This is a genomic window from Streptomyces sp. R818 (assembly GCF_056172735.1).
Genome location: NZ_JAOCNE010000014.1, coordinates 486,986 through 508,165 on the forward strand (window position 1 = coordinate 486,986; position 21,180 = coordinate 508,165).

A 21,180-nucleotide genomic window follows, 5' to 3' on the forward strand; every position below is an offset into this window, starting at 1 on the left:
ATCGGTTCTATGTCCCTTTTGTCCGCGAGTGTGACGTGGCTCGGACTCGGCCTGACGCTCGACACGGCCGGGCTGGTGACGTACGGCCTCGCGACGCTCCCGTGCAGGGAGACCGTCCGCGAGGAGGACGCGGAAGGAGTCTGCTGTCTGGCGCGGCGCACCGCTTGGACCCTGGGCACTCTGGGGATGACGGCGTTCGTCGTGGGGACGGTGTACCTCGTTCTGCACGTCACGCGCTTCCGCTGAGACCGTGTCCGGGCGCACGGGCCGGGGCCGCGTCGCGCGGACGCGGCCCCGGCCCGTCCTCGGTCAGCTCCCGCCGCTCCCGTAGGGGCGGGTGATGACCTCCATGCCGTGGTTCACCGGATCCTTGAAGTAGACGCCGCGCCCGCCGTCGTGGTGATTGATCTCGCCGGGCAGCTTGCCGTGCGGGTCCGCGTAGTACGTGATACCGGCTTCCTTGATGCGCCGGAAGATCCCGTCGAACTCCTCCTCGGTGACGAGGAAGGCGTAGTGCTGGGTCACGATGGACTCGGCGGGGATGGACGCGAAGTCCAGCGTCACGCCGTTGCTGAGGTCGAGCGGGATGAACGGGCCCCATTCGGCGCCCGCCTCGAGCCCCAGGATGTGGGCCAGGAAGTCGGCGGACTCCCGCTTGTCGCGGGCGTGCACGATGGTGTGGTTGAGCTGGACAGCCATGATGGATTGCCTCCAGAAGGCAACTCCGGCACCTCCATGCCTCACCCGGACGGTGACCGGCACGCGATGCTGCCGTGGATCGTAGGCACATCGCGCGCCGGTCCGCCAGCCCGATTCCCGGCCGGTGCGCCGGTGCGCCGAGTCGGTCCGCCGCGTCAGTCCAGGACCAGCTCCGGGTTGTACATGTCCAGCCAGAGCGCCAGGTCCAGGGTGCGTTCGAGCCCGCGCCGCGCCGCGTGGTTGATCTGCGGCCCCTCGCGGTGCGCGGCGCCCGCCACGCGCTCGCGGTCGACGAGGTCGAAGACGCGGTGCGAGGGCCGCGAAAGGAGGTCCTTCGCGTGGTCCTGGAGCGCGATGGCGTACTTCGGGTCCTGCGTCGACGGGTACGGGCTCTTGACCCGGTCGTACACCGACTTCGGCAGCACGTCGGCGGTCGCCTCGCGCAGCAGGCTCTTCTCGCGGCCGTCGAACGACTTCAGCGCCCAGGGCGTGTTGTAGACGTACTCCACGAGCCGGTGGTCGCAGAACGGCACCCGCACCTCCAGGCCGACCGCCATGCTCGCCCGGTCCTTGCGGTCGAGCAGGACCCGGACGAACCGGGTCAGGTGGAGGTGGCAGATGCGCCGCATCCGGTACTCGAAGTCGCTCTCGCCGTCCAGGCGCCGGATGGAGCGGACGGCGCCCGCGTAGCTGTCGGAGACGTACCCCGGGAGGTCGAGCCGCTTGGTCAGCTCGGGGCGCAGCACGTCCGCGTCGTCGCCGAAGTGCTGCCCCATCCGCACCAGCCAGGGGAAGGTGTCCGCGTTGCGGGCGTCCTCGTCGAAGAACTGCAGGTAGCCGCCGAACACCTCGTCGGCGGACTCGCCGGACAGGGCGACGGTGGAGTGCTCGCGGATGGCGCGGAACAGGAGGTAGAGCGAGGCGTCCATGTCGCCGAAACCGGCGGGGATGTCGCGGGCCCGGATCACCTTGGCCCGCACCTCGGGGTCGGCGAGCGCGTGCGAGTCGAGGACGATGTCGCGGTGGTCGGTGCCCGCGAGCCGCGCCACGTCGTGCACGAACGGGGTGTCGGGGGTGCCGCGCAACTCGTCCGCGACGAAGTTCTCCGCCTGTCCGACGAAGTCGACCGCGAAGCTCCGCACGGTCTCGCCCCGCTGCCCCAGCTGGCGCGCGGCGATCGCCGTCATCGCGGAGGAGTCGAGACCGCCGGAGAGCAGGGTGCAGCGCGGCACGTCGGAGACCAGCTGGCGGCGCACGATGTCGTCGAGCAGTTCGCGCACGGTGGCGATGGTCGTGTCCCGGTCGTCGGTGTGCGCCCGGGTCTCCAGGGTCCAGTACGCGCGGCTGCGCAGACCGGAGCGGTCGACGGTGACGACCGTGCCCGGTTCGACCTCGTGCATGCCGTCCCACACGGCGTGGCCCGGAGTCTTCACGAACGTGAACAGCTCGCGGAATCCGTCCAGGGTGACGCGGGGCTTGGCGAGCGGGTTCGCGAGGATCGCCTTGGGCTCGGAGCCGAACAGCACGCCGTCGGCCGTCCGGTAGAAGTAGAACGGCTTGATGCCCATCCGGTCGCGGATCATGAACAGCTTCTCGACGCGGCTGTCCCAGAGGGCGAACGCGTACATGCCGTTGAGCCGCTCGGGCAGCGCCTCGCCCCACTCCAGGTAGCCGCGCAGCACCACCTCGGTGTCCGAGTCGGTCCTGAACTCGTGGCCGAGGGCGGCGAGTTCGGCGCGCAGCTCGGTGTAGTTGTAGGTCTCTCCCGAATACACGAGGGCGACCGTGCCGCCCGGCACCGACGCCGTCATGGGCTGCCGGCCGCCCGGCAGGTCGATGATGGCGAGCCTGCGGTGGCCGAGCGCTGCCGGACCCTCGATCCAGGTGCCGCGGTCGTCGGGGCCGCGGCACTCCATCGTCTGCGTCATCGCGTGCAACGCGTCGGCCGAGCCCCGCAGGTCACGGTCGAAGGAGAGCCAGCCGGTGATGCCACACATATGTGTTCCTCCTGCTTCCCGTACCGCCGTGCACGGCCGGCCGCCCCCGAACCAACCGGTTGTACACGGCATCTATGTGTCGAGCGTGTGTCATGGCGGCGGGCCCGGTCAACGTGGCCGTAACACCGCGAACCGCTCGACCCGGAGGGTTTCGGCCGCCCGCGCCGGGGTCGACCGGAACGATCCCCTTCGCAAATCCCCGATTCCGCGCAGGTCCGCCGACCGGTTGCCCCGGGCGACCATCACGATCCGGCCAACGGCAAAGCTTTGATCAATCCTGGCGGCGCGTTCCAGCGGCGGCTCAGCCGACGTGCCGGCCCGCCGTCTCGCTGCGATACGTGTGCCCGAGTTCGGGGCCGAGGCCGAAGTAGTGGCGGAAGTTGTAGACGAGCGGGCTCCATGCCACCGGGTCGATGTGGTGAGTGCCGGGCACGACGATGTCCGCGGTGGCGTGGACCCGCCGCACCGCCGCTTCGACGACGACGAGGACGCCGCCCGCGTCGAGCCGTACGTCCACTGCGTGCGCCTCCAGTTGCAGGGGGCACTCGGCGACCCGTGGGGGCCGCACGGTCCCGGAGGGCTGCGGGGTGAGCCCGGCCGCCGCGAACTTGTCCGGCTCGAAGCGGCAGCCGCGCGGCTTCGTGGCCGGCACCGGGTCGCGGCCGGTCAGCGGGGCCAGGCGCTCGACCGACTGCCAGAGGCCGGGCCCCGGCAGGCTGACCACCAGGTCGGGGCGTGCCGCGAGGTTGCGGGCCGTCTGCCCGTCGGCACCGAGCCCGAGCACGAGCGTGTGGCCGAGGGCCCAGGCCGAGGACATCGGGGCGAGGTTGAAGGTCCCGTCCTCGTTCTCCGTCGACAGGAGTACGACGGGGGTGCCGAAGTAGAGGACGCTCGGCTCGATGGGCAGATGGGGCAGGGAGGTCGCGGTGATCATGGACGGAAGCGTAGGGACCGGTCGGTTCGGCCCCGGCCGAAGTGTGTCCGGGTGCCCCTCTCCGGGTGCCCTCTCCAGTTGCTCTCCTCCAACTGCCGTCCTCCGGGTGCCCTACGCGGTCGCTCGCAGCGCTCCCTCGAACGTCGCCGCCGCCAGCCCGAACGACAGCGTCATTCCGACCCCCGACGTCACCGACACCGCCCGCACACCCGGCGCCATGTCCCGTACGAGGAGCGGGCCGCGCGGGCTGCTCGCGTACACGCCCTGCCAGCGCTCGGTGACGCGCACCCCGGGCACGCCGAGGACCCGCGCGACCTCGCGCAGGAGCAGCGCGGTGACCGCCTCGTCCTGGAACGGGATCTCCGTGGTGTCGTACGCGTGCGAGTCGCCGACGAGGACGGTGCCGTCGGGCAGCCGGGTGAACATCACGTTGGCGCCGATGGCCAGCAACTCCGCGCTGTGTGCCTCGACTTCGGCGCGCAGGGCGGCTGCCGACGGGGTCGCCGTGAAGGCGTCGTAGCGCAGCATCGAGGTGGCGGTGAGGACCGCCGCGTCGGTGCGGAACGCGGAGGGTGCCTCGACGCGGGCCATCGACAGGCGGCAGCGCTCGATGCCGTGCGCCGCCGCCTCGTCCGGGTGGAGGCGGTCGAGGTCGTGGCCCACGCAGAGCAGGATCTGGTCGCCGTGGACCGGGCCGCGGCTGGTGTGCACGGTGCCGGTCTCGGTGCCGGTGACGTTCGTGCCCCACAGCACGCGCACGCCGGGCTGCTGCGCGAGCCACGCGGCGAGCCGCGGCGCCGCCTCGCGCGGGTTGACCCGCAGGTCGGCCGGGAGCAGCGCGCCGCCGGCGAGATCGGCCCGGTCGTCGGCGGCCCGGCCGAGCGCGTCGCCGGTCTGGTCCCGCGTGCGCAGCCGCACCGCGTCCGCGCCGCGCTCCTCGCGCAGCTCCTCAAGGACGGCCAGCTCCGTCGCGGAACGGGCCACCACGAGGGCGCCGGCCTCCGGCGCCCACAGCCCGGCCCGCGCGGCGGCGTCCAGCCAGCCCGCGCGCGAACGGGTCGCGAGGTCGAGCAGTTCGCCGCGCTGGGCGGTGACGCAGCAGTGCCCGAAGTTCCGTACGGACGCGCCGACGGGCTGCCGGTCGCGCTCGACGACCGTCACGCGCAGCCCGCGCCGCACCGCCTCGACGGCGTGCGCGAGGCCGACGATGCCCGCGCCGACCACGACGAGGTCGCTGCGGTCGCGCGGGAGGGAGGCGGGGGCGGGGGGTGCGGTGGCGAGCGTCATGCCACCCAGCCTGCGGAGCACCGGCCGATCACGGCAAGTGCTGTCTATACAAGTTTCCCGGATGTTTACCAGATGGAGGCAGTGCTCGGTCTTGTTGCGACCGTGGAGGCCCTGTCACACTCGACTTGTGAAGACAAGTGACGGCGGGCCGCTGCATCAGCGGCTCGGAGCCGAGTTCCGGCGGCGCATCGAGGCGGGGGAGTGGCCCGAGGGGCTGCCCGTGCCGAGCGAGGCTCAGTTGTGCGAGGAGTTCGGCACCTCGCGCGGCCCGGTCCGCCAGGCGCTCGCGCAGCTGCGCGCGGAGGGCCACCTCGTCGGGGGCCGGGGCAGGCCGCCGGTCGCGCGCCGGGTGACGCCGTCGCAGCCGTTCGCCTCGCTGATGTCGTTCACGCAGTGGGCGCACTCCATCGGCCGCACCCCGGGCCAGCACACGGTCGAGGTCGCCCGCAGACGCGCCGGGCCCGACGCGGCGGCACGCCTCGGCCTCGACGAGGGCGCCCCCGTCGTCGACCTCGTACGGCTGCGCCACCTGGACGGCGTGCCCGCCATGGTCGAACGCTCCACCTTCGTCCTCGACGTGGGCGCGCACCTGTTCACGTTCGACCCCGACGCGGGGTCCGTCTACGAGGCCCTCACCTCCCACGGCGTCGACCTGCACCACGCCCGCCACACCATCGACGCCATCGCGGCGGACCCCACCGACGCGGAGCTCCTCCGCACACCGGAGGGCCAACCTCTGCTGCGCGTACGGCGGTTGGCGTTCACCGGCGACGGCAGGCCCGTCGAGTACGCGGACGACCGCTACCTGCCGTCCATGGCCACCTTCACCATCGAGAACACCGTCGGGGGCCGCACCGTCGCCGGGCGCGACCGCTCGCACGACGCCACCGGCCCCCGCCCCGACACCAGGGAACCCCAGTGATTGAACTCGCCGTCTTCGACATGGCAGGCACGACGATCGAGGAGCACGGCGCCGTCTACGAGGCGCTGCGCCACGCCGTCGAGACGACGGGGGCCACCGTCGCCGCCGCCGATCTGCAGACCTGGATGGGCACCGACAAGCGCGAGGCCATCGCCGCGCTCGTCCGCATCGGCGGCGGCACCCCCGACGCCGGCCTGGTCGAGCGCCAGTACGCCGTCTTCCGTTCGTATCTGCGGCAGCGCTACGAGGAGGCGCCGCCCGAGCCGATCGCCCACGCCGACAAGGCGCTCGCGGAGCTGCGCGCCCGTGGCATCAGAATCGCCCTGACCACCGGGTTCAGCGACGACGTGGCGCTGCCGCTGCTCGCCTCGCTCGGCTGGTCGACGGGGGAGGGCGGCACCCTCGACGCCGTGGTCACCTCCGACGAGGTGGAGCGTGGCCGGCCCGCCCCGTACATGATCCACCGCGCGATGGAGAAGACGGGCGTCGTCGACGTGCGCAAGGTGCTCGTCGCCGGGGACACGACCGTCGATCTGGAGGCCGGGGCGAACGCGGGCGCGGGTGTCGTGGTGGGCGTGCTCACGGGCCAGTTGACCCGTGAGCAGCTGGAATCCGGCCCGCACAGCTATGTGCTCGACAGCGTCGCCGACATCCCCGGCCTCCGGGAGGTCCTCAGCTGAGCGCCGCGTCCACGATCGCCTGCGCCTCGGACTGCACCTGCGCGAGGTGCTCGGCCCCGCGGAAGGATTCGGCGTAGATCTTGTACACGTCCTCCGTGCCGCTGGGCCGCGCCGCGAACCAGGCGTTCTCCGTGGTCACCTTGAGGCCGCCGATCGCCGCCCCGTTGCCCGGCGCCTCGCTCAGCCGGGCGGTGATCGGCTCCCCGGCGAGGGTGTCGGCGGTGACGGCGTCGCCGGACAGCTTCGCCAGGCGGGCCTTCTGCTCCTTCGTCGCCTTGGCGTCGATGCGGGCGTACGCGGCGCCGGACGCCCCGTACCGCTCGGCGAGTTCGGCGTAGTACACGGACGGCGTCCTGCCCGTCACCGCGAGGATCTCGGCGGCGAGGAGGGCGAGGAGGATGCCGTCCTTGTCGGTGGTCCAGACGCTGCCGTCCTTGCGCACGAAGCTCGCCCCGGCGCTCTCCTCGCCGCCGAACGCGACCGAACCGTCGACGAGGCCCGGCACGAACCACTTGAAGCCGACGGGCACTTCGACGAGTTCGCGGCCGAGGGAGGCGGCGACGCGGTCGATGACGGCGCTCGACACGAGCGTCTTCCCGACCGCCGCCGACTGCGACCACTGCGGCCGGTGCGAGAACAGGTAGTGGATGGCGACCGCCAGGTAGTGGTTGGGGTTCATCAGGCCGGCGTCGAGGGTGACGATGCCGTGCCGGTCCGCGTCCGCGTCGTTGCCGGTGAGGAGGTCGTAGTCGTGGCGGCGTGCGAGGACGGAGGCCATCGCGGACGCCGACGACGGGTCCATCCGGATCTTGCCGTCCCAGTCCAGCGTCATGAACCGCCAGGTCGGATCGGTCTCGGGATTGACCACCGTGAGGTCGAGCTCGTACATCTCGGCGATGCGCGCCCAGTAGTCGACGCTCGCGCCGCCGAGCGGATCGGCGCCGATGCGGACGCCCGCCGCGCGGATGGCGTCCACGTCGATGATGTTCCGCAGGTCCTCGACGTAGCGCTCACGGAAGTCGTACGGCTCCGGGGCCGGGCCCTCGGCCGTGCGCGGCGTCCAACTCGCGTCCTCGAGCAGCTCGTTGGCGCGCTGGGCGATCCACGAGGTGGTCGTCGAGTCGGCGGGGCCGCCGTGCGGCGGGTTGTACTTGAAGCCGCCGTCGCGCGGCGGGTTGTGGCTCGGCGTGATCACGATGCCGTCGGCGCGGTCGGCGGGCTCGTCGCGGTTCCAGCGCAGGATCGCGTGGCTGAGCGCGGGCGTCGGCACCCAGCCGTCGAGCGAGTCGGCCATGGTGCGGACGCCGTGCGCCGCGAGGACGCCGAGCGCGGTCTTGAGCGCGGGCCGGGAGAGGGCGTGCGTGTCCGGGCCGATGAACAGCGGCCCGGTGATGCCCTCGCTCGCGCGGTGCTCGACGATGGCCTGGGTGATCGCCGCGATGTGCTTCTCGTTGAAGGCGCCGTCGAGGCTGGAGCCGCGATGGCCACTCGTGCCGAAGACGACGCGCTGCTCGGGGCGGGAGACGTCGGGCTCCCTCGCGTAATAGGCGTCGACCAGCTCACTCACGTCGACGAGATCGTCCGGCAGGGCGGGGGTTCCTGAGCGGTCAGTCATACGAACAGTGTCCCACCTGCGGCTATGGGACGTCCTAAAGCGCCGCCCCGCGTCGTCGGGTCGGGCCCGGCCGGTGCGGCGCGGCGCCGTGCCGGTCAGGCGTCGCCGCGTGCGGCGTCGCCCGCCTCGGCGACCGCGCTCTCCCGCGCCTCGACGATCGCGGCGACGGCGGCGAGGACATGGGTCTCGGTCGCGCCCTTGTCGATGCCCAGGCCGCTGAGGACACCGGAGCCGTTCTCCTGCTCCAGGAGGGCGAGCAGGATGTGCTCCGTGCCGACGTAGTTGTGGCCGAGGCGCAGCGCCTCACGGAACGTCAGCTCAAGCGCCTTCTTGGCGTCGGCGTCGAACGGCACGAGGTCGGGGCCGTCCTCGACGGCCGGGGGGAGCGTCGCCGCCGCTGCCTGGCGCACCGCGTCCAGGAGCACGTCCTGCGCGCGGATCGCCTTGGCGGCGAGGCCGTCCGGCTCGTGCAGCAGGCCGAGGACGAGGTGGGCGGTGGTGATGGTGGAGTTCTTCGCCGCGCGGGCCTCGGTCTGCGCGCCCATCACCACGGTGCGGGCGCGGGGCGTGTAGCGGCTGAAGCCCTGACTCGGGTCGATGTCGGACTCGCCCTTGGGGACGAAGCGCTTCTGCGCTGCCTGCCGGGTGACGCCCATGCTCTTGCCGATGTCGGTCCAGGAGGCGCCGGAGCGGCGGGCCTGGTCGACGAAGTGCCCGATCAGATGGTCGGCCACGTCACCGAGGTGGTCGGCGGCGAGCATCGCGTCCTGGAGCTGGTCGAGCGCGTCGGTGTGGACCTTCTTGATGGCCTCGATCAGGTCGTCGAGGCGCACGGGATGCGTGGAGGCGACTGGTTGCGTCATGTGACAACCGTAGGTTGACAGTGAAGGGGTGTCAACCGCGAGTTGACACTTCACTTGGTGGTCTCACGCGACCGGCGGGTTGAGCTGCCTGAAGCCGTCCTGCACCCGGTACGGGTAGTAGGGGTAGGGCGCCCGCACCTCGCTCGCCGCGTCGAGGCGGGCGACCTGATCCGGTGTCAGCTCCCAGCCCACGGCGCCCAGATTCTGCTTCAGCTGCTCCTCGTCGCGCGCCCCGATGAGCACCGAGGAAACGGTGGGGCGGCGCAGCAGCCAGTTGATGGCGATCTGCGGAATCGCCTTGCCGGTCTCCTCGGCGATCTCGTCGAGCGCGTCGACGACCCGGTAGAGGTGCTCGTCCTCGATCGGCGGGCCGAACTGCGCGGTCCGGTGCAGACGGCTGCCGGCGGGCAGCGGCTGCCCGCGCCGGATCTTCCCGGTCAGTCGCCCCCAGCCCAGCGGGCTCCACACCACGGCGCCCACGCCCTGGTCGAGGCCGAGCGGCATCAGCTCCCACTCGTAGTCGCGGCCGGCGAGCGAGTAGTAGACCTGGTGCGCGGCGAACCTCGGCCGTCCCCGCTTCTCGGCCTCGGCGAGCCCCTTCATCAGCTGCCAGCCCGAGTAGTTGGAGACGCCGGTGTAGCGGATCTTGCCCGCCCGCACCAGGTCCTCAAGGGTCGACAGGACTTCCTCGACCGGCGTGCCCGCGTCGTAGGCGTGGAGCTGGAAGAGGTCGATGTGGTCGGTGTCGAGGCGGCGCAGCGCCGCCTCGACCGACGTGATCAGGCGTGAGCGCGAGACCCCCGCGTCCTGCGGCCCGTCGCCCGTCGGCAGCGCCGCCTTCGTCGAGATGAGCGCTTGGTCGCGGCGGCCCTTGAGCGCCGCGCCGAGCACTTCCTCCGACGCCCCGTCCGAGTAGACGTCGGCCGTGTCGAACATGGTGACCCCGGCCTCCAGGCTCAGGTCGACCATGCGCCGCGCCTCGTCGACGCCGTTGCTGCCCCACGCGGAGAACAGGGGGCCGCGCCCGCCGAACGTCCCGGCGCCGAAGCTGAGCGCGGGGACCTTCAGGCCGGAGGTCCCCAGCTGGCGGTACTCCATGGCAGTCTCCTTTGTAAATGGTTCTGCGGTTCCGTTAGTGCATGGGGTGACCATAACAGGAAGGCGGCACCTAAAGGAACCCTGGTTCCTTTAGGTGCCGCCCAGAGGGAACGCGGCCGCGTACTACGGCTGCAGGTTGATCTTGAACGTGGACGTCGTGTTGCGGATGTCCACCGCGTTGCCGCTCAACTTCAGGTTCTTGAACGTGACGTCACCGACGGCCGGGCCCTGCCCCGCCTCCGGCATCTCGTTCGCCCACACACCGAAACCGGACTTCGCGTCGTACGCGTCACCGCTCTTGCGCGCGCCCGAGATCGTGACGTCGGTCAGGATCGTGTCCTTGATCGGGAACTGTGGCTGGCCTCCCACGTAGTTGGTCTGGAACATGATTCCGCTGTAGGTCGGGTCGACGATGTCGACGCCTGTGACGCGGATGCCCTGGAACACCTTCGACGCCGAGAACATCCAGATCCCCGGGAACGTCTGGCCGCCCCAGAAGTGGCCGCCGGAACGGATGACCGAGCTGTTCTCCAGCGTCGTCGGACCGGTGCCGAACCCGTTCATCGGATAGCCGAAGTCGAGCGAGCTGATGGTGACACCGGAGTAGACGAGGGTGTCCGCGACGAGGATGTTGCGGAACGTGTTGTCGTAGCCGCCGTACACGGCGATGCCCGCCGCGCGCCACGTGAGCAGCGACGTCAGATTCTCGAACACGTTGTTCTTCTCGTCGGCGCCGCCCGCGTCGATCGCCGAGAACAGCGCGAAGCTGTCGTCGCCGGTCGCCCGGGACTCGTTGTTCACGACGTGGTTGTCGGTCGACCCGTTGGTCATGTTGACGCCGTCGGCGAACGTGTCACGGATCCGGGAGTTCTTGACGGTCACCCGGTCGGTGTTGGCGCCCCAGTACAGGCACACCGTGTGCTCGTTCCAGATGTCGTCGATGGTGATGTCGGCGACGTTGGACAGGTCGAAGACCTTGCCGGGGCCGTCGATCCGGGAGGTGTAGTTCCCGAAGAAGGAGAAGTGCGCGAACGTCGACCCGTTGGCGCTGGCCTCCGCGCGGAACCCGGCGTCCGTGTTCTCCTGCGACGTCGGCGTGTGGAACCGCGTGAACCACGGCCCGGCGCCGACGACCTTCACCGCCTTCCCGTAGACCTGGAACTTGTTGGACGTCTCGTAGTCACCGGCCGGCAGGTACACGCCGACCAGCTTGCCCGTCGTGTCCATGCGGACCTTGTCGAGGGCGTCCTGCACGGCCTGGTGCGAGAAGCCGTTCGGCACCGTGTACGTGGCCGGGTCCGGGTTGGGCAGCTGCGTCGCCTGCTCCAGGCTGACGAAGTCGATCGCGTACGTGGTGTCGTTCGCGGCGTCCTTCTGCAGCCGGATCTTGGCTCCCGCCGGAACGGTCTGGCCGAGCAGCAGGTTCGCCTCGTCGTAGATGTGCCGGGCCGCGCCCGCGCTCGGCGCGTTGCCGGGCCCGGTCTCGTTCCCGTACAGCCATGCGTACTTGGAGGTCAGGTCGATGGCCTTGAGGTACTTGCCGTCGACGTAGACGTTGAGTGTCGAGTTGCGGCCGCCGCCGCCCGCCGCGTCCGGGATGGAGAAGCGGGTGACCAGCGTGTTCGTGGGCGCCTTGGTGGTGAACTCGACGTAGGCGCCGGTGGAGTCGAGGGTGACGGCCTTGCGGCCCGACGCCTCGCCCGCGAGGTCGCCGACGGTGCGGTTGGGGCCGAGCACCTTCGCGCCGCCGCCGGTCGAGCCGTCCTCCGCCTCGTAGGTGTCGTACGGCATGTTGGCGCCGCGCCCGACGAAGAGCGGCTGGGAGGTGGTGTTGTTGTCGCGCTTGACCGGCAGTTCGTTGGTGTCGGCGGCGATCACGGTCTTCACCGTGAACTTGCCCTTGCCCGCCGTCCACGTGCCGAGCTTGACCGGCGCGGTCGTGTCACCGGCCGCGATCACACCGTCGTAGGAGCCGGTGAGCGTCTTCACGACCGTGCCGCCGGAGTCGGCGACCGTGAGCGTGATGGCGTGCCCGCCGGACGCGCTGGCCTGGTTGCCCTGGTTCTTGACGGCGACGGTGAAGCTGACCGCGGAGCCCTCGGCGGGTGCGCTCGGCGACCAGGAGACCGGCGAGGCGATGAGGTCGGCGCTGGTCACCGGCTTGACGACGAGGCCCGTCGGGCTGGTGTAGGCGTTGTTGCCCTCGTTGCTCTCGACCACCTTGTTGTCCGGGTCGACGACCGCGCCGACCTGGTAGGTGCCCGCGTCGCGCGCCCCGATGTCGGCGCTGACGGTCGCCGTCGCCCCGGCCGCGAGCGCGCCCACGGTGGCGGAGCCGGCTTTGTCGGAGCCGAGCTTGAAGTCCAGGGTCGTGGCGCCGCTCGCCTCGCTGCCCGCGTTGCGGACCGTCGCCGACAGGGTGACCTTGTCGGACTCGACCGGCGAGGCCGGCGAGGACGTGATGCCCGTGACCTGGAGGTCGGGGTTGGGCGCCGGGGTGCCGAGGACCTGGAACTCCGCTATCTGCCCGCCGGGAGCACCGGAGTTGGCGGTGATGACGAGCCGCACGTCCGCGACGCGCGCGGTGACCGGGATCGTCACCGTGTTCCCGCTCGCCGGGTTGAAGGTGTACTCCTTCGCCGCGGCGAGCTGCGTGAAGTCCGACGCCTTCTGCTCGCGCCCCTGCACCTCGATCTTCTGGGTGCGGGTGGCCCAGGCGGCGTCCGGGTTCAGCTTCAGGACGACCGAGGACACGTCCGCGTTCGCGCCGAGCTTCACGGTCAGCGTGTTCGGGTAGCCGCTGCCGCCCTCCCAGTACGTGCTGGTGCTGTCGTCGACCGCGTTCTCCGCGACGAAGGTCTGCGTCGAGGAGGACGCCGTGACCGGCTTGCGCACCGCCAGGTTCGCGTCGCTGGTCGTCGAGCCGTTGCGCGTGACGGCGTTGCTGTGCGCGGACTGGTTGCCCGCCGCGTCCTTCGCGCGCACGGTGTACGTCACCGTCGCCGACGCGGGCCGGGAGTCGGTGTAGGTGAGGACGTCCCCGGCGACCGACGTGAGCAGCGAGCCGTTGGCGTAGAGGTCGTACCCGGTGACCTTCACATTGTCGGTCGACGCCTGCCAGACGAGCTTGACCTGACCCTTCGTGGCCTCGGTGTAGGCCAGGTTGCCGGGCGCGGTCGGCGCCTGCGTGTCGCCCGAGTCGCCCTTGCGGGTCACGGAGTCGGAGTCCGGCGACTGGTTGCCCGCCGCGTCCTTGGCGCGCACGGTGTACGTGAGCGTCGCCGACGCGGGCTGGGTGTCGGTGTAGGTGAGCACGGACCCGGCGACCGAGGCGCGCAGCGTCCCGTTCGCGTAGACGTCGTAGCCGGTCACGCCGACGTTGTCCGTCGCGGCCTTCCAGGTCAGCTTGATCTGGCCGGTCGTGGGCTCGGTGTAGGCGAGTCCGGTGGGCGCGCCGGGCGCCTCGGTGTCGCCCGTCGTCGGCCCGTAGACCTCCAGCTCGGAGAGCTGACCGGCGGGCTGCCGGGTGTTCGCGGTGACCTGGACCCGCACATAGCGCGTCGTCACCGTGTTGAACGACAGCGTCTGCGCCTGCCCGCCCGCCGCGCTGAACTCGTACGCCTTGGACGTGACCAGGTCGCTGAAGTTGGTGCCGTCGGTGCTGCCGCGCACCGTGAGCGTCTGCGTCCGCGTCTCCCAGCTCGTCGGCAGGCGCAGCACGACGCGGTTCACGCGCACGGAGGCGCCCAGGTCGACCTGGACCCACTGCGGCAGCGCGTCGTTCCTCGACTCCCAGTAGCTGGCGACGTCACCGTCCCCGGCGTTCCCCGCCGCGTAGGTCTGCGTGTACGAGCTGGCCGTGAAGGTCTTGCCGCGCGCCAGGTTCGTCGAGGACTCGCCCGCGCCGTGCACCTCCAGCTCCGCCAACTGCGCGGCCTGCCATACGGAGTTGGCGCTCACGACGGCGCGCACGTAGCGGGTCTGCGTCGCCGCGAACGACACCGTCACCGTGTTCGCCGAACCCGGCGCGAAGGTGTACGAGGCCGACGCCTTGAGCGTGTCGAACGAGGTGCCGTCCGCACTGCCCTGCAGCGCCAGGGTCTGGTTGCGGCTCTCCCAGCCGCTCGGCAGGCGCAGCACGACCTCGTCGACACGGGCCGCCTGGCCGAGGTCGACCTGCACCCATTGCGGCAGGTCCGAGCCCGAACTCTCCCAGTATGTTGCCGCGTTGCCGTCGCTGACCTGCGCCGCCTCGTACCCGGACTTCGCGCTGCTCGCCTTCGCCGGGGCGCCCGCCGCGAGGTTCGGGCCGCCCGACGCCCCTGCCGCCGACATCGCCGGCAGGCCGAGGAACGCGAGGGCGAGCGCGAGCAGCGAGACCAGCAGGCCGCGCCTCCTGCCCCGCCCTCTGGATCTGAGCAAAAACTGGCCGATCATGCTGCCCCTATCCCCTGTCTATATACGTTTCTTGCGTTCAGTTGTTGGAGAATTGCAGAGTGATGTTGCTGAGTCCACCGTTTGAACAGAGATAGTTGCGATGAGGGACAATGGAGGACCATGTCCCACGCACGAGCGGCCGACGGCGCCGCACTCCACTACCAAGTCCGCGGCAGCGGCGCCCCGTTGCTCCTGCTGGCCGGTCAGTCCAACGATCACCGCTGGTGGGACCCGGTCCTCGACCGGTTCGCCGCGGCCTTCACCACCGTCGTCATGGACTGGCGCGGCACCGGCGACAGCGACCGGCCCGACACGGACACGTACAGCACCGGGAACTTCGCCCGCGACGCCGTCGCCGTGCTCGACCACGCCGGGATCGGCCGCGCGCATGTGTACGGGACTTCGATGGGCGGCCGCGTCGCGCAATGGCTGGCCGCGGACCATCCCGGCCGCGTCGACCGCCTCGTCCTCGGCTGTACGTCGCCGGGCGCGCCGCACGGCTTCGAGCGCGGCCCCGCCGTCCGCAGGGCGCTGGCCGACCCGGACCCCGCGGTCTCCCGCGCCGCGCTGCTCGACCTGATGTACACGCCCGGCTACGTCGCCGCGCACCCCGGGCCGTTCCGCACGCTCGGCGATCCGGAGATGCCCGCGTACGCGCGCCGCCGCCATCTGCGGGCCAGCGCCCGGCACGACGCCTGGGACGCGCTGCCGCGGATCACCGCCCCGACCCTTGTCGTGCACGGCGCCGACGACGCCTTCAACCCCACGGCCAACGCGCCGCTCCTCGCCGGGCGGATCCCCGGCGCGCGGCTCCTGCTCGTCCCCGGCGGGCGGCACGCCTACTTCGAGGAGTGCGCGGACGAGGCGACGCCGCCGGTCGTCGATTTCCTGAACGCACGGACCGCCTGTTGACCCGCCACCCTGCCGCTGCCACCGCTGACACCGCCGACGGAGGAACTCACGCGATGCCCGCCGCCCATGTCCTGCTCGAAGACCTGCTGAAGGCCGCCGACCCGGCCGCGACCGGCGCGCTCTGGCGCCTGGAGGGCGCGGCCCGCCAGCTCGACTCCAACGTGATCCGCGTCCGGCCCGGGGCGCGCGGCGAGGCGTACGCCGAGAACGACCTGGACGTCCTGCTCATCGTCGTCGCCGGACACGGCACCCTGCGCCGCGCCGGCGCGGAGGAGGAACTGACGCCCGGCACGCTCGTGTTCGTGCCGCGCGGCGAGCGGCGCGCCGTCAGCGCGGGCGGCGACGGGCTCGTCTACATCACGGCGCACCGCAGGCGCCCCGGCATGACGATCGGCCGCGCCACAACAAGGGTCGCGGCCGAGGGTGGCGAGGCGCCCTGTTTGCTTCCGCGCGTGTGCGCCGCGTGCGGCCGGGCCACCGAGGAGGCCGGCGCGCGGTTCTGCAGCCGCTGTGGAGAGCGCTTGCCAGGACAGACTTCCGGCCGTCCTTGACTGCGAGGGATCAAGCCAGACGGCGGGTTCCGCACCCCGGCTCCCGCCTGCGCGCAAGGGTCCCGCCGCTCCGCTTCCGTCACTTCTCGCCACTGATTCAACACACAAGGTTACCGAAAGGCGGGGGTCCGGGATGAGTTCCGGCCGCGCCCACGGCAGACTCTGCCGCAGGCGGTCGCCGAACTCCCGCGGCGGCCTTCCTGGGGAGGGGAAGCACCACTGAGGGAGCCCGCGCGTGTGGGGCGCGCGGGCTCCCCGCCCCGTCAGTGGACCCGCATCAGGACCCCGGGACCGTGTCCTCGAACGTGGTGCCGGCCGAGCGGTACGCGGCCACCTTCGCCGCCACCTGCGCGGGCGTGAGCACCGCGTCCTTCACGTGCAGCACGTAGTCGACCTGCTGGTCGTACGCGCGCGGGCTGGTGCTCGTCTGGCCCGCCAGGTCGATCAGCCACTGGTTGAAGTTGATCGACATCGGCCGCTCCGGCAGGTACGCGGCGTCGTGCGTGCCGAACGCCTGCCCGTCCACGTAGTACCGGATGGAGCTGTTGTCGATGGTGACGACCAGGTCGTGCCAGCCCGCGTAGGACTGCCGGCTCTCGGTGTGCTGGTTCACCGCCTGCCACGGGTCCGGGTTGTAGGTCTCCCAGGACGTCGTGTACAGGATGTTCGACGGCTCGCCCCAGCCTCCGTTGGGCAGGTACTCGAAGTCGTACTCGGCGTAGTCGTCCGCCATCGGCGCCTTCAGATCGTTGATCGTGAAGAACGTCTGCACCAGGTGGTCCCCGTCGGGGCCGCTCTTGGGCGCGTCGCTGAACTTCACGCGCGCCGCGTACGTCCCGTTCCTGAACTTCAGCGCCTTGGTGAGCACTTCGGTCTGCTTGGTGCTCTCGCCGGTCCCGGAGGTCGAGGTCTCCAGGTTCATCACGGCGTTGCCGCCCGAGGTGGGGAAGGTGACCTTGTCGGGGGCCCAGGTCGCGCCCGGCACGCCGGGTCCGCCGGAGTTCGAGCGCACGTTCCAGCCGTGCGCCGAGATCTTCGGGTCGGTGTACCCGCTGTAGTTGAAGTCGTCGAACAGAGAGCCGCCGGGCGTGCCCGGGTCACCGGGATCGCCGGGGTCGCCCGGGTCCGTGGGATCGTTGCCCGCCGGGGCCGTGCCCCAGACGAGGGCGCCGTCGAGCTGCGCGGTCACCTTCGACCAGTTCGCGTACGAGGTCTGCGCCGCGCCGAACGAGTAGTCGTCGTTCTGGTTCAGGGACTGCCAGTCCGAGCGATAGAACCGCAGTTGGAGATCGCCGGTGTCCGCGCCCGCCGCGAGCGATCCGGCGCCGGACGTGAAACCGATCTCCAGGTACCGGTCGGCGGTCGACGTCGGCTTGGCCAGGGTGCCGAACGTGCCGGTGACGTTGGAGCAGCCCTTGACGGCCCAGGAGCACGCGAAGCGGTAGTTCGCGCTCGCCGAGTCCGCCTTGAAGTAGTAGCGCACCTTCACGCCGGTCAGCGCGACGCTGCCGCTGCCGGAGTTGCGCACCTTCAGCCACGGTTCTGCCTGGTCACTGCCGGTGCTGCCGGTGTGGTACTGCACGGTCAGATCGCCCGCGGCGGCGGAGGCGCTCGACGGGAGCGCGACGAGACCCACGCAGCCGAGCGTCGCCGCGACGGCGGCCGTGACGGTTCTGCCGAGCGCTGTCTTCCTTCGTGCGGTGTTCCTCATGACAGTTCCTTTCCGGAACGGTGGGGTGGGGGAGGGGAATGTGCGGTTCTAGAAGGGATCGAGCGGTCCGTGGCGCACGCCGAGGGCGGCGAGCCGGGCGGTGTGCGCGGTGAGCCGGTCGCGGAAGCCCGGCCAGGAGGGGGATCCGTGCCAGGCGCGGTCGGCGTGCGCGCACAGCCGGGGAAAGACGAGCCGGTCCACGTGCGCGGCGGTCGGCGCGAACTCGGTCCACAGGTGCGCCTGCATCCCGAGGAGCCGGCCGGCCACGTCGGTGTCGTCCGGCAGTTCGTGGTCGTGGACCGCGCGCAGGTCGACGACGGCGCCGGGCTGCCCCTGCGGTTCGCCGGGAGCGTGGGACTGGGCGTAGTCCAGGTAGCTCGCGCGGTGCTGGCCGCTGATCACCGCGTGGCCGCGCTTGAGCGCGATGCGGGTGTGTTCGGGGTCGCGCCAGGTCATCACGGTGAAGTGCGGCGGCAGCCCCTCACCGTTCTCCGCCCACGCCGTCGGCACCCGGCCGCGCTCGGTCAGGAACTCCCCGACGCGGCCCAGGAACCAGCCCCGCAGGGCGGCCGTGTCCGCGAGCCTTTCGGCGGCGGCCCGCGCCCGCGCGGCCGGGCTCGCCGCCCACTCGGTGGTGGGGCACTCGTCGCCGCCGATGTGCACGTGCGACGAGGGGAACACGTCGCAGACCTCGTCGAGGACGGTGCGGCAGAAGTCGAGGACCTCCTCGTGGACGCCGAGGACGTTCTCGCACACGCCCCACCGCGTCCACACGTCGAGGCGCCGCCCCGGAACGGTGCCGAGCTCCGGGTGGGCGGCGAGCGCGGCGCGTGTGTGCCCCGGCATCTCTATCTCCGGCACGACGGTCACGCCGCGCGCGGCGGCGTACGCCACGAGCTCGGCCAACTCCCGGCGCGTGTACGCCCCTTCGTGCGGTGTGCCGTCGAAGACGGTGCTCCCGGAGGGGCCGACCATCGACTCGGCGCGCCGTCCGCCCACCTCGGTCAGGCGGGGATACGCGGCGACCGGCATCCGCCAGCCCTGGTCGTCGGTGAGATGGAGGTGCAGCACGTTCAGCTTGTGCAGGGCGAGCAGATCGACGTAGCGGCGCAGTTGCGACACCGGCTGGAAGTGCCGGGCCACGTCGAGCATGAAGCCGCGCCACGGGTGCCGGGGCACGTCGGTGATCTCCACGCAGGGCACACGCCAGGGGACGCCCGGCCGGGCCGTGCCCCACAGGGCCTTCGCGGGCAGGAGCTGGCGCACGGTCTGGATCCCGCGCAGCAGCCCCGTCGGATGCGCGGCCCGTAACAGCACCGCGTCCGGCGCCACCGTCAGGCCGTACCCCTCCTCACCGAGCCCGCCGAGCTGCGGGTCGAGGGCGAGCACGAACGAGCCGTCGGTGGAGGTGGCGAGCGGAAGGCCGGTGGCCGGGGCGAGGAGCGTACGGAGCAGGGCGGCGGCGGGTTCGGCGCCGGGGGAGACCCGGACCGTCGTGCCGGGCTCGATCGTGAAGTGGCCGGGGCGGTGGGAGAGCTGGGTGGGCAGGGGGAGCAGCGAGGGGCGGTGAGCGGGCACGGCGGACCTCCGGGCGACGGGGGAGGGAGGGGAGCACGGGCGGGCGTTCGAGGAGGGGCGGCGCTCAGCCCTTGACGGCGCCGGCCGCGAAGCCGGACGTGACGTGCCGCTGAAGGAGCAGGAAGATCACCAGCGCGGGCAGCGCGAACAGGGTGGAGGCGGCCATCGTGGCGCCCCAGTCGGTGCCGAACGTGTTGTGGAACGAGGACAGCCACACCGGCAGCGTCCGGTGGTCCTGCTGCTTGATGATGAGGAAGTTGGCGTACGCGAACTCGTTCCAGGCGGTGATGTAGCCGAACAGCGAGGTCGCCATCAGGCCCGGCGCGAGCAGCGGGAACGCGATGTGCCGGAAGGCGCCGGCCCGCGTGCAGCCGTCGACCTGCGCCGACTCCTCCAGCTCGGCCGGGATCGTGGCGATGAAACCGCGCAGGACCACGATGGTGAACGGCAGCGTGATCATGAAGTAGACGAGGGTCAGGGTCGGCAGCCGGTCCAGCATCCCGGTGTCGCGGGAGATGATGTAGATCGGGATGATCAGCGACTCCCACGGCGCCATCTGCGCGATGAACACCATCAGCATGAACTGCCGCCGCCCGTGCCAGCGCATCCGGGCCACCGCGAACGACGCACCGAGCGCGACGAGCAGGGCGAGCAGCACCGCGCTGAGCGTCACCAGCACGCTGTTGCGCCAGAACAGGCCGAACCCGTCGGCGTCGACCGCCCGCCGGAAGTGGTCGAGCGTCCAGCTCTGCGGCAGGAGGCGCGGGTGGTCGGACTGGATGTCCCGGTTCGGCTTGAACGCCGTCGTGACCATCCAGTAGACGGGGAAGAGGCAGACGACGATCGTGGCCGTCGCGGCGAGGTGCAGCGGGAGGCGGCGCAGGGCGCGCCCGGTCGGGGTCGTCGCGGTCACAGCTCGCCCTCCTGACGGAACATCTGCCGGAAGTAGGCGACCAGGACGCCCGACATGAGGAGCACCGTCACCATCGAGGCCGCGGAGCCGAGGTCGTAGCGCTGCCCGGAGAGGGCGGTCTGGACGGCGTACACCGGCAGGATCGTGGTCGCGTCGCCGGGGCCGCCGCGCGTCATCACCCAGATCTGCACGAACGCCTTGAACGTCCAGATCACTTCGAGCGAGAGCACCAGCATGAAGATCGGCCGCACGATGGGCAGCGTCACCGAGCGGAAGATGCGGAGCCCCGACGCGCCGTCGATGCGCGCGGCCTCGTACAGCTCGGACGGGACCGTGGTCAGCGCCGAGTAGAGGGTGATCGCGGCGAACGGCACCGACTGCCACACCACGAGCGTGACGAGGATGGCGAACGCGGCCGGGCCGTGCGCCAGCCACGGGTACCCCTCGAAGGACGAGAACCCGAGGCCGGTCAGGGCGTGGTTGACGATGCCGAACTCCGAGTGGAACAGCCACTGGAACACGGTCGTCGCGGCGACCACCGGCATCGCCCAGGTCAGCACGAGCGCGCTGAGCACGGCGGTGCGCCAGGCGCGGCCGAGCCGCTCGACCATGAGCGCCACGAGCGTGGAGATCCCCATGATCAGGACGACGTTGACCGCCATGAACAGGAACGTGCGGCGGACGACGGTCCAGAACCGGGGGTCGGAGAGGAGCGTCGTGTAGTTGTCGAACCCGGTGAAGTGCGCGTCACCGAGGATCAGTTGGCGCAGGCCGAAGTCCTGGAAGGAGATCAGGACCGCCCGGCCGAGGGGATAGACCAGCAGGTACAGCATGCCGAGGACGGCGGGCGCCACGAGCAGGTACGGCCAGACGCCGGACATGGTGGCGCGTCGGGACGGGCCCTCGGGGCGCCGGGGCGGCCGGGTGAGGGGGCGGGGCGCGGTCCGCTCGCGGACGACCGACACGGCGCACACTCCTTTCGT

At 71.4% G+C, this 21,180-nt stretch carries 17 protein-coding genes; 5 read left to right on the forward strand and 12 right to left on the reverse strand.

Features of this window, described 5'->3' with window-relative positions; all coding sequences use genetic code 11:
- Positions 1-9 precede the first annotated feature (9 nt).
- Complete coding sequence (locus tag N5I75_RS33890; protein WP_476683973.1) at positions 10-246, forward strand: hypothetical protein; 237 nt, start codon at positions 10-12, stop codon at positions 244-246.
- A 63-nt stretch (positions 247-309) separates the two neighbouring features.
- Here N5I75_RS33890 and N5I75_RS33895 read toward each other — a convergent pair whose 3' ends face one another.
- From N5I75_RS33895 to N5I75_RS33910, 4 genes are all read right to left on the reverse strand, one after another.
- Positions 310-699 (reverse strand): VOC family protein, encoded by a 390-nt coding sequence (locus N5I75_RS33895; protein WP_476683974.1) that lies wholly within the window; start codon positions 697-699, stop codon positions 310-312.
- A 155-nt stretch (positions 700-854) separates the two neighbouring features.
- The gene (asnB, locus tag N5I75_RS33900) at positions 855-2,696 is read right to left on the reverse strand and encodes an asparagine synthase (glutamine-hydrolyzing) (RefSeq protein WP_476683975.1); all 1,842 of its coding nucleotides are present in this window, start codon (positions 2,694-2,696) and stop codon (positions 855-857) included.
- 301 nt (positions 2,697-2,997) lie between these two features.
- Positions 2,998-3,630 carry a flavin reductase family protein gene (locus N5I75_RS33905; RefSeq protein ID WP_476683976.1) on the reverse strand — a complete coding sequence of 211 codons (633 nt, stop codon included), beginning with the start codon at positions 3,628-3,630 and terminating at the stop codon, positions 2,998-3,000.
- A 111-nt stretch (positions 3,631-3,741) separates the two neighbouring features.
- Entirely contained in the window at positions 3,742-4,917 is a 1,176-nt protein-coding gene (locus N5I75_RS33910) for a TIGR03364 family FAD-dependent oxidoreductase (protein ID WP_476683977.1), read from the reverse strand.
- A gap of 127 nt (positions 4,918-5,044) precedes the next feature.
- Here N5I75_RS33910 and N5I75_RS33915 point away from each other — a divergent pair, with 127 nt between their 5' ends.
- The gene (locus tag N5I75_RS33915) at positions 5,045-5,839 is read left to right on the forward strand and encodes a GntR family transcriptional regulator (protein WP_476683978.1); all 795 of its coding nucleotides are present in this window, start codon (positions 5,045-5,047) and stop codon (positions 5,837-5,839) included.
- Positions 5,836-6,519, forward strand: coding sequence for a phosphonatase-like hydrolase (locus tag N5I75_RS33920; protein ID WP_476683979.1), 684 nt, complete (start codon positions 5,836-5,838; stop codon positions 6,517-6,519). Before N5I75_RS33915 ends, N5I75_RS33920 begins: the two co-directional genes overlap by 4 nt.
- Here the strand turns inward: N5I75_RS33920 and pgm are convergent.
- The 4 genes from pgm to N5I75_RS33940 all read right to left on the reverse strand — a co-directional run bounded on the left by pgm (position 6,512) and on the right by N5I75_RS33940 (position 14,532).
- Positions 6,512-8,134, reverse strand: a complete 1,623-nt coding sequence (gene pgm / locus N5I75_RS33925; RefSeq protein ID WP_476683980.1) for a phosphoglucomutase (alpha-D-glucose-1,6-bisphosphate-dependent) — start codon at positions 8,132-8,134, stop codon at positions 6,512-6,514. The genes N5I75_RS33920 and pgm overlap by 8 nt on opposite strands.
- Before the next feature lie 95 nt (positions 8,135-8,229).
- Positions 8,230-8,997 (reverse strand): Clp protease N-terminal domain-containing protein, encoded by a 768-nt coding sequence (locus N5I75_RS33930; protein ID WP_476683981.1) that lies wholly within the window; start codon positions 8,995-8,997, stop codon positions 8,230-8,232.
- Positions 8,998-9,060: 63 nt separating this feature from the next.
- Positions 9,061-10,095: an aldo/keto reductase gene (locus N5I75_RS33935; RefSeq protein WP_476683982.1), complete on the reverse strand. Its 1,035-nt coding sequence runs from the start codon at positions 10,093-10,095 to the stop codon at positions 9,061-9,063.
- Between the two features lie 123 nt (positions 10,096-10,218).
- Entirely contained in the window at positions 10,219-14,532 is a 4,314-nt protein-coding gene (locus tag N5I75_RS33940) for a discoidin domain-containing protein (RefSeq protein ID WP_476683983.1), read from the reverse strand.
- A gap of 120 nt (positions 14,533-14,652) precedes the next feature.
- Here N5I75_RS33940 and N5I75_RS33945 point away from each other — a divergent pair, with 120 nt between their 5' ends.
- Both N5I75_RS33945 and N5I75_RS33950 read left to right on the forward strand, forming a co-directional pair.
- Complete coding sequence (locus tag N5I75_RS33945; RefSeq protein WP_476683984.1) at positions 14,653-15,444, forward strand: alpha/beta fold hydrolase; 792 nt, start codon at positions 14,653-14,655, stop codon at positions 15,442-15,444.
- A gap of 53 nt (positions 15,445-15,497) precedes the next feature.
- On the forward strand, positions 15,498-15,995 hold the full coding sequence (locus tag N5I75_RS33950) for a cupin domain-containing protein (protein WP_476683985.1): 498 nt from the start codon (positions 15,498-15,500) through the stop codon (positions 15,993-15,995).
- Positions 15,996-16,272: 277 nt separating this feature from the next.
- On the opposite strand, the gene N5I75_RS33955 is transcribed toward N5I75_RS33950, so the two are convergent.
- The 4 genes from N5I75_RS33955 to N5I75_RS33970 all read right to left on the reverse strand — a co-directional run bounded on the left by N5I75_RS33955 (position 16,273) and on the right by N5I75_RS33970 (position 21,162).
- Entirely contained in the window at positions 16,273-17,706 is a 1,434-nt protein-coding gene (locus N5I75_RS33955; RefSeq protein ID WP_476683986.1) for a cellulose binding domain-containing protein, read from the reverse strand.
- 48 nt (positions 17,707-17,754) lie between these two features.
- Positions 17,755-19,284, reverse strand: a complete 1,530-nt coding sequence (locus N5I75_RS33960; RefSeq protein WP_476683987.1) for a beta-N-acetylhexosaminidase — start codon at positions 19,282-19,284, stop codon at positions 17,755-17,757.
- 64 nt (positions 19,285-19,348) lie between these two features.
- Positions 19,349-20,197, reverse strand: coding sequence for a carbohydrate ABC transporter permease (locus N5I75_RS33965; protein ID WP_476683988.1), 849 nt, complete (start codon positions 20,195-20,197; stop codon positions 19,349-19,351).
- A complete protein-coding gene (locus N5I75_RS33970) occupies positions 20,194-21,162 on the reverse strand; it encodes a carbohydrate ABC transporter permease (RefSeq protein WP_476683989.1) in 969 nt (322 codons plus the stop codon). Before N5I75_RS33970 ends, N5I75_RS33965 begins: the two co-directional genes overlap by 4 nt.
- Between the last annotated feature and the right edge of the window lie 18 nt (positions 21,163-21,180).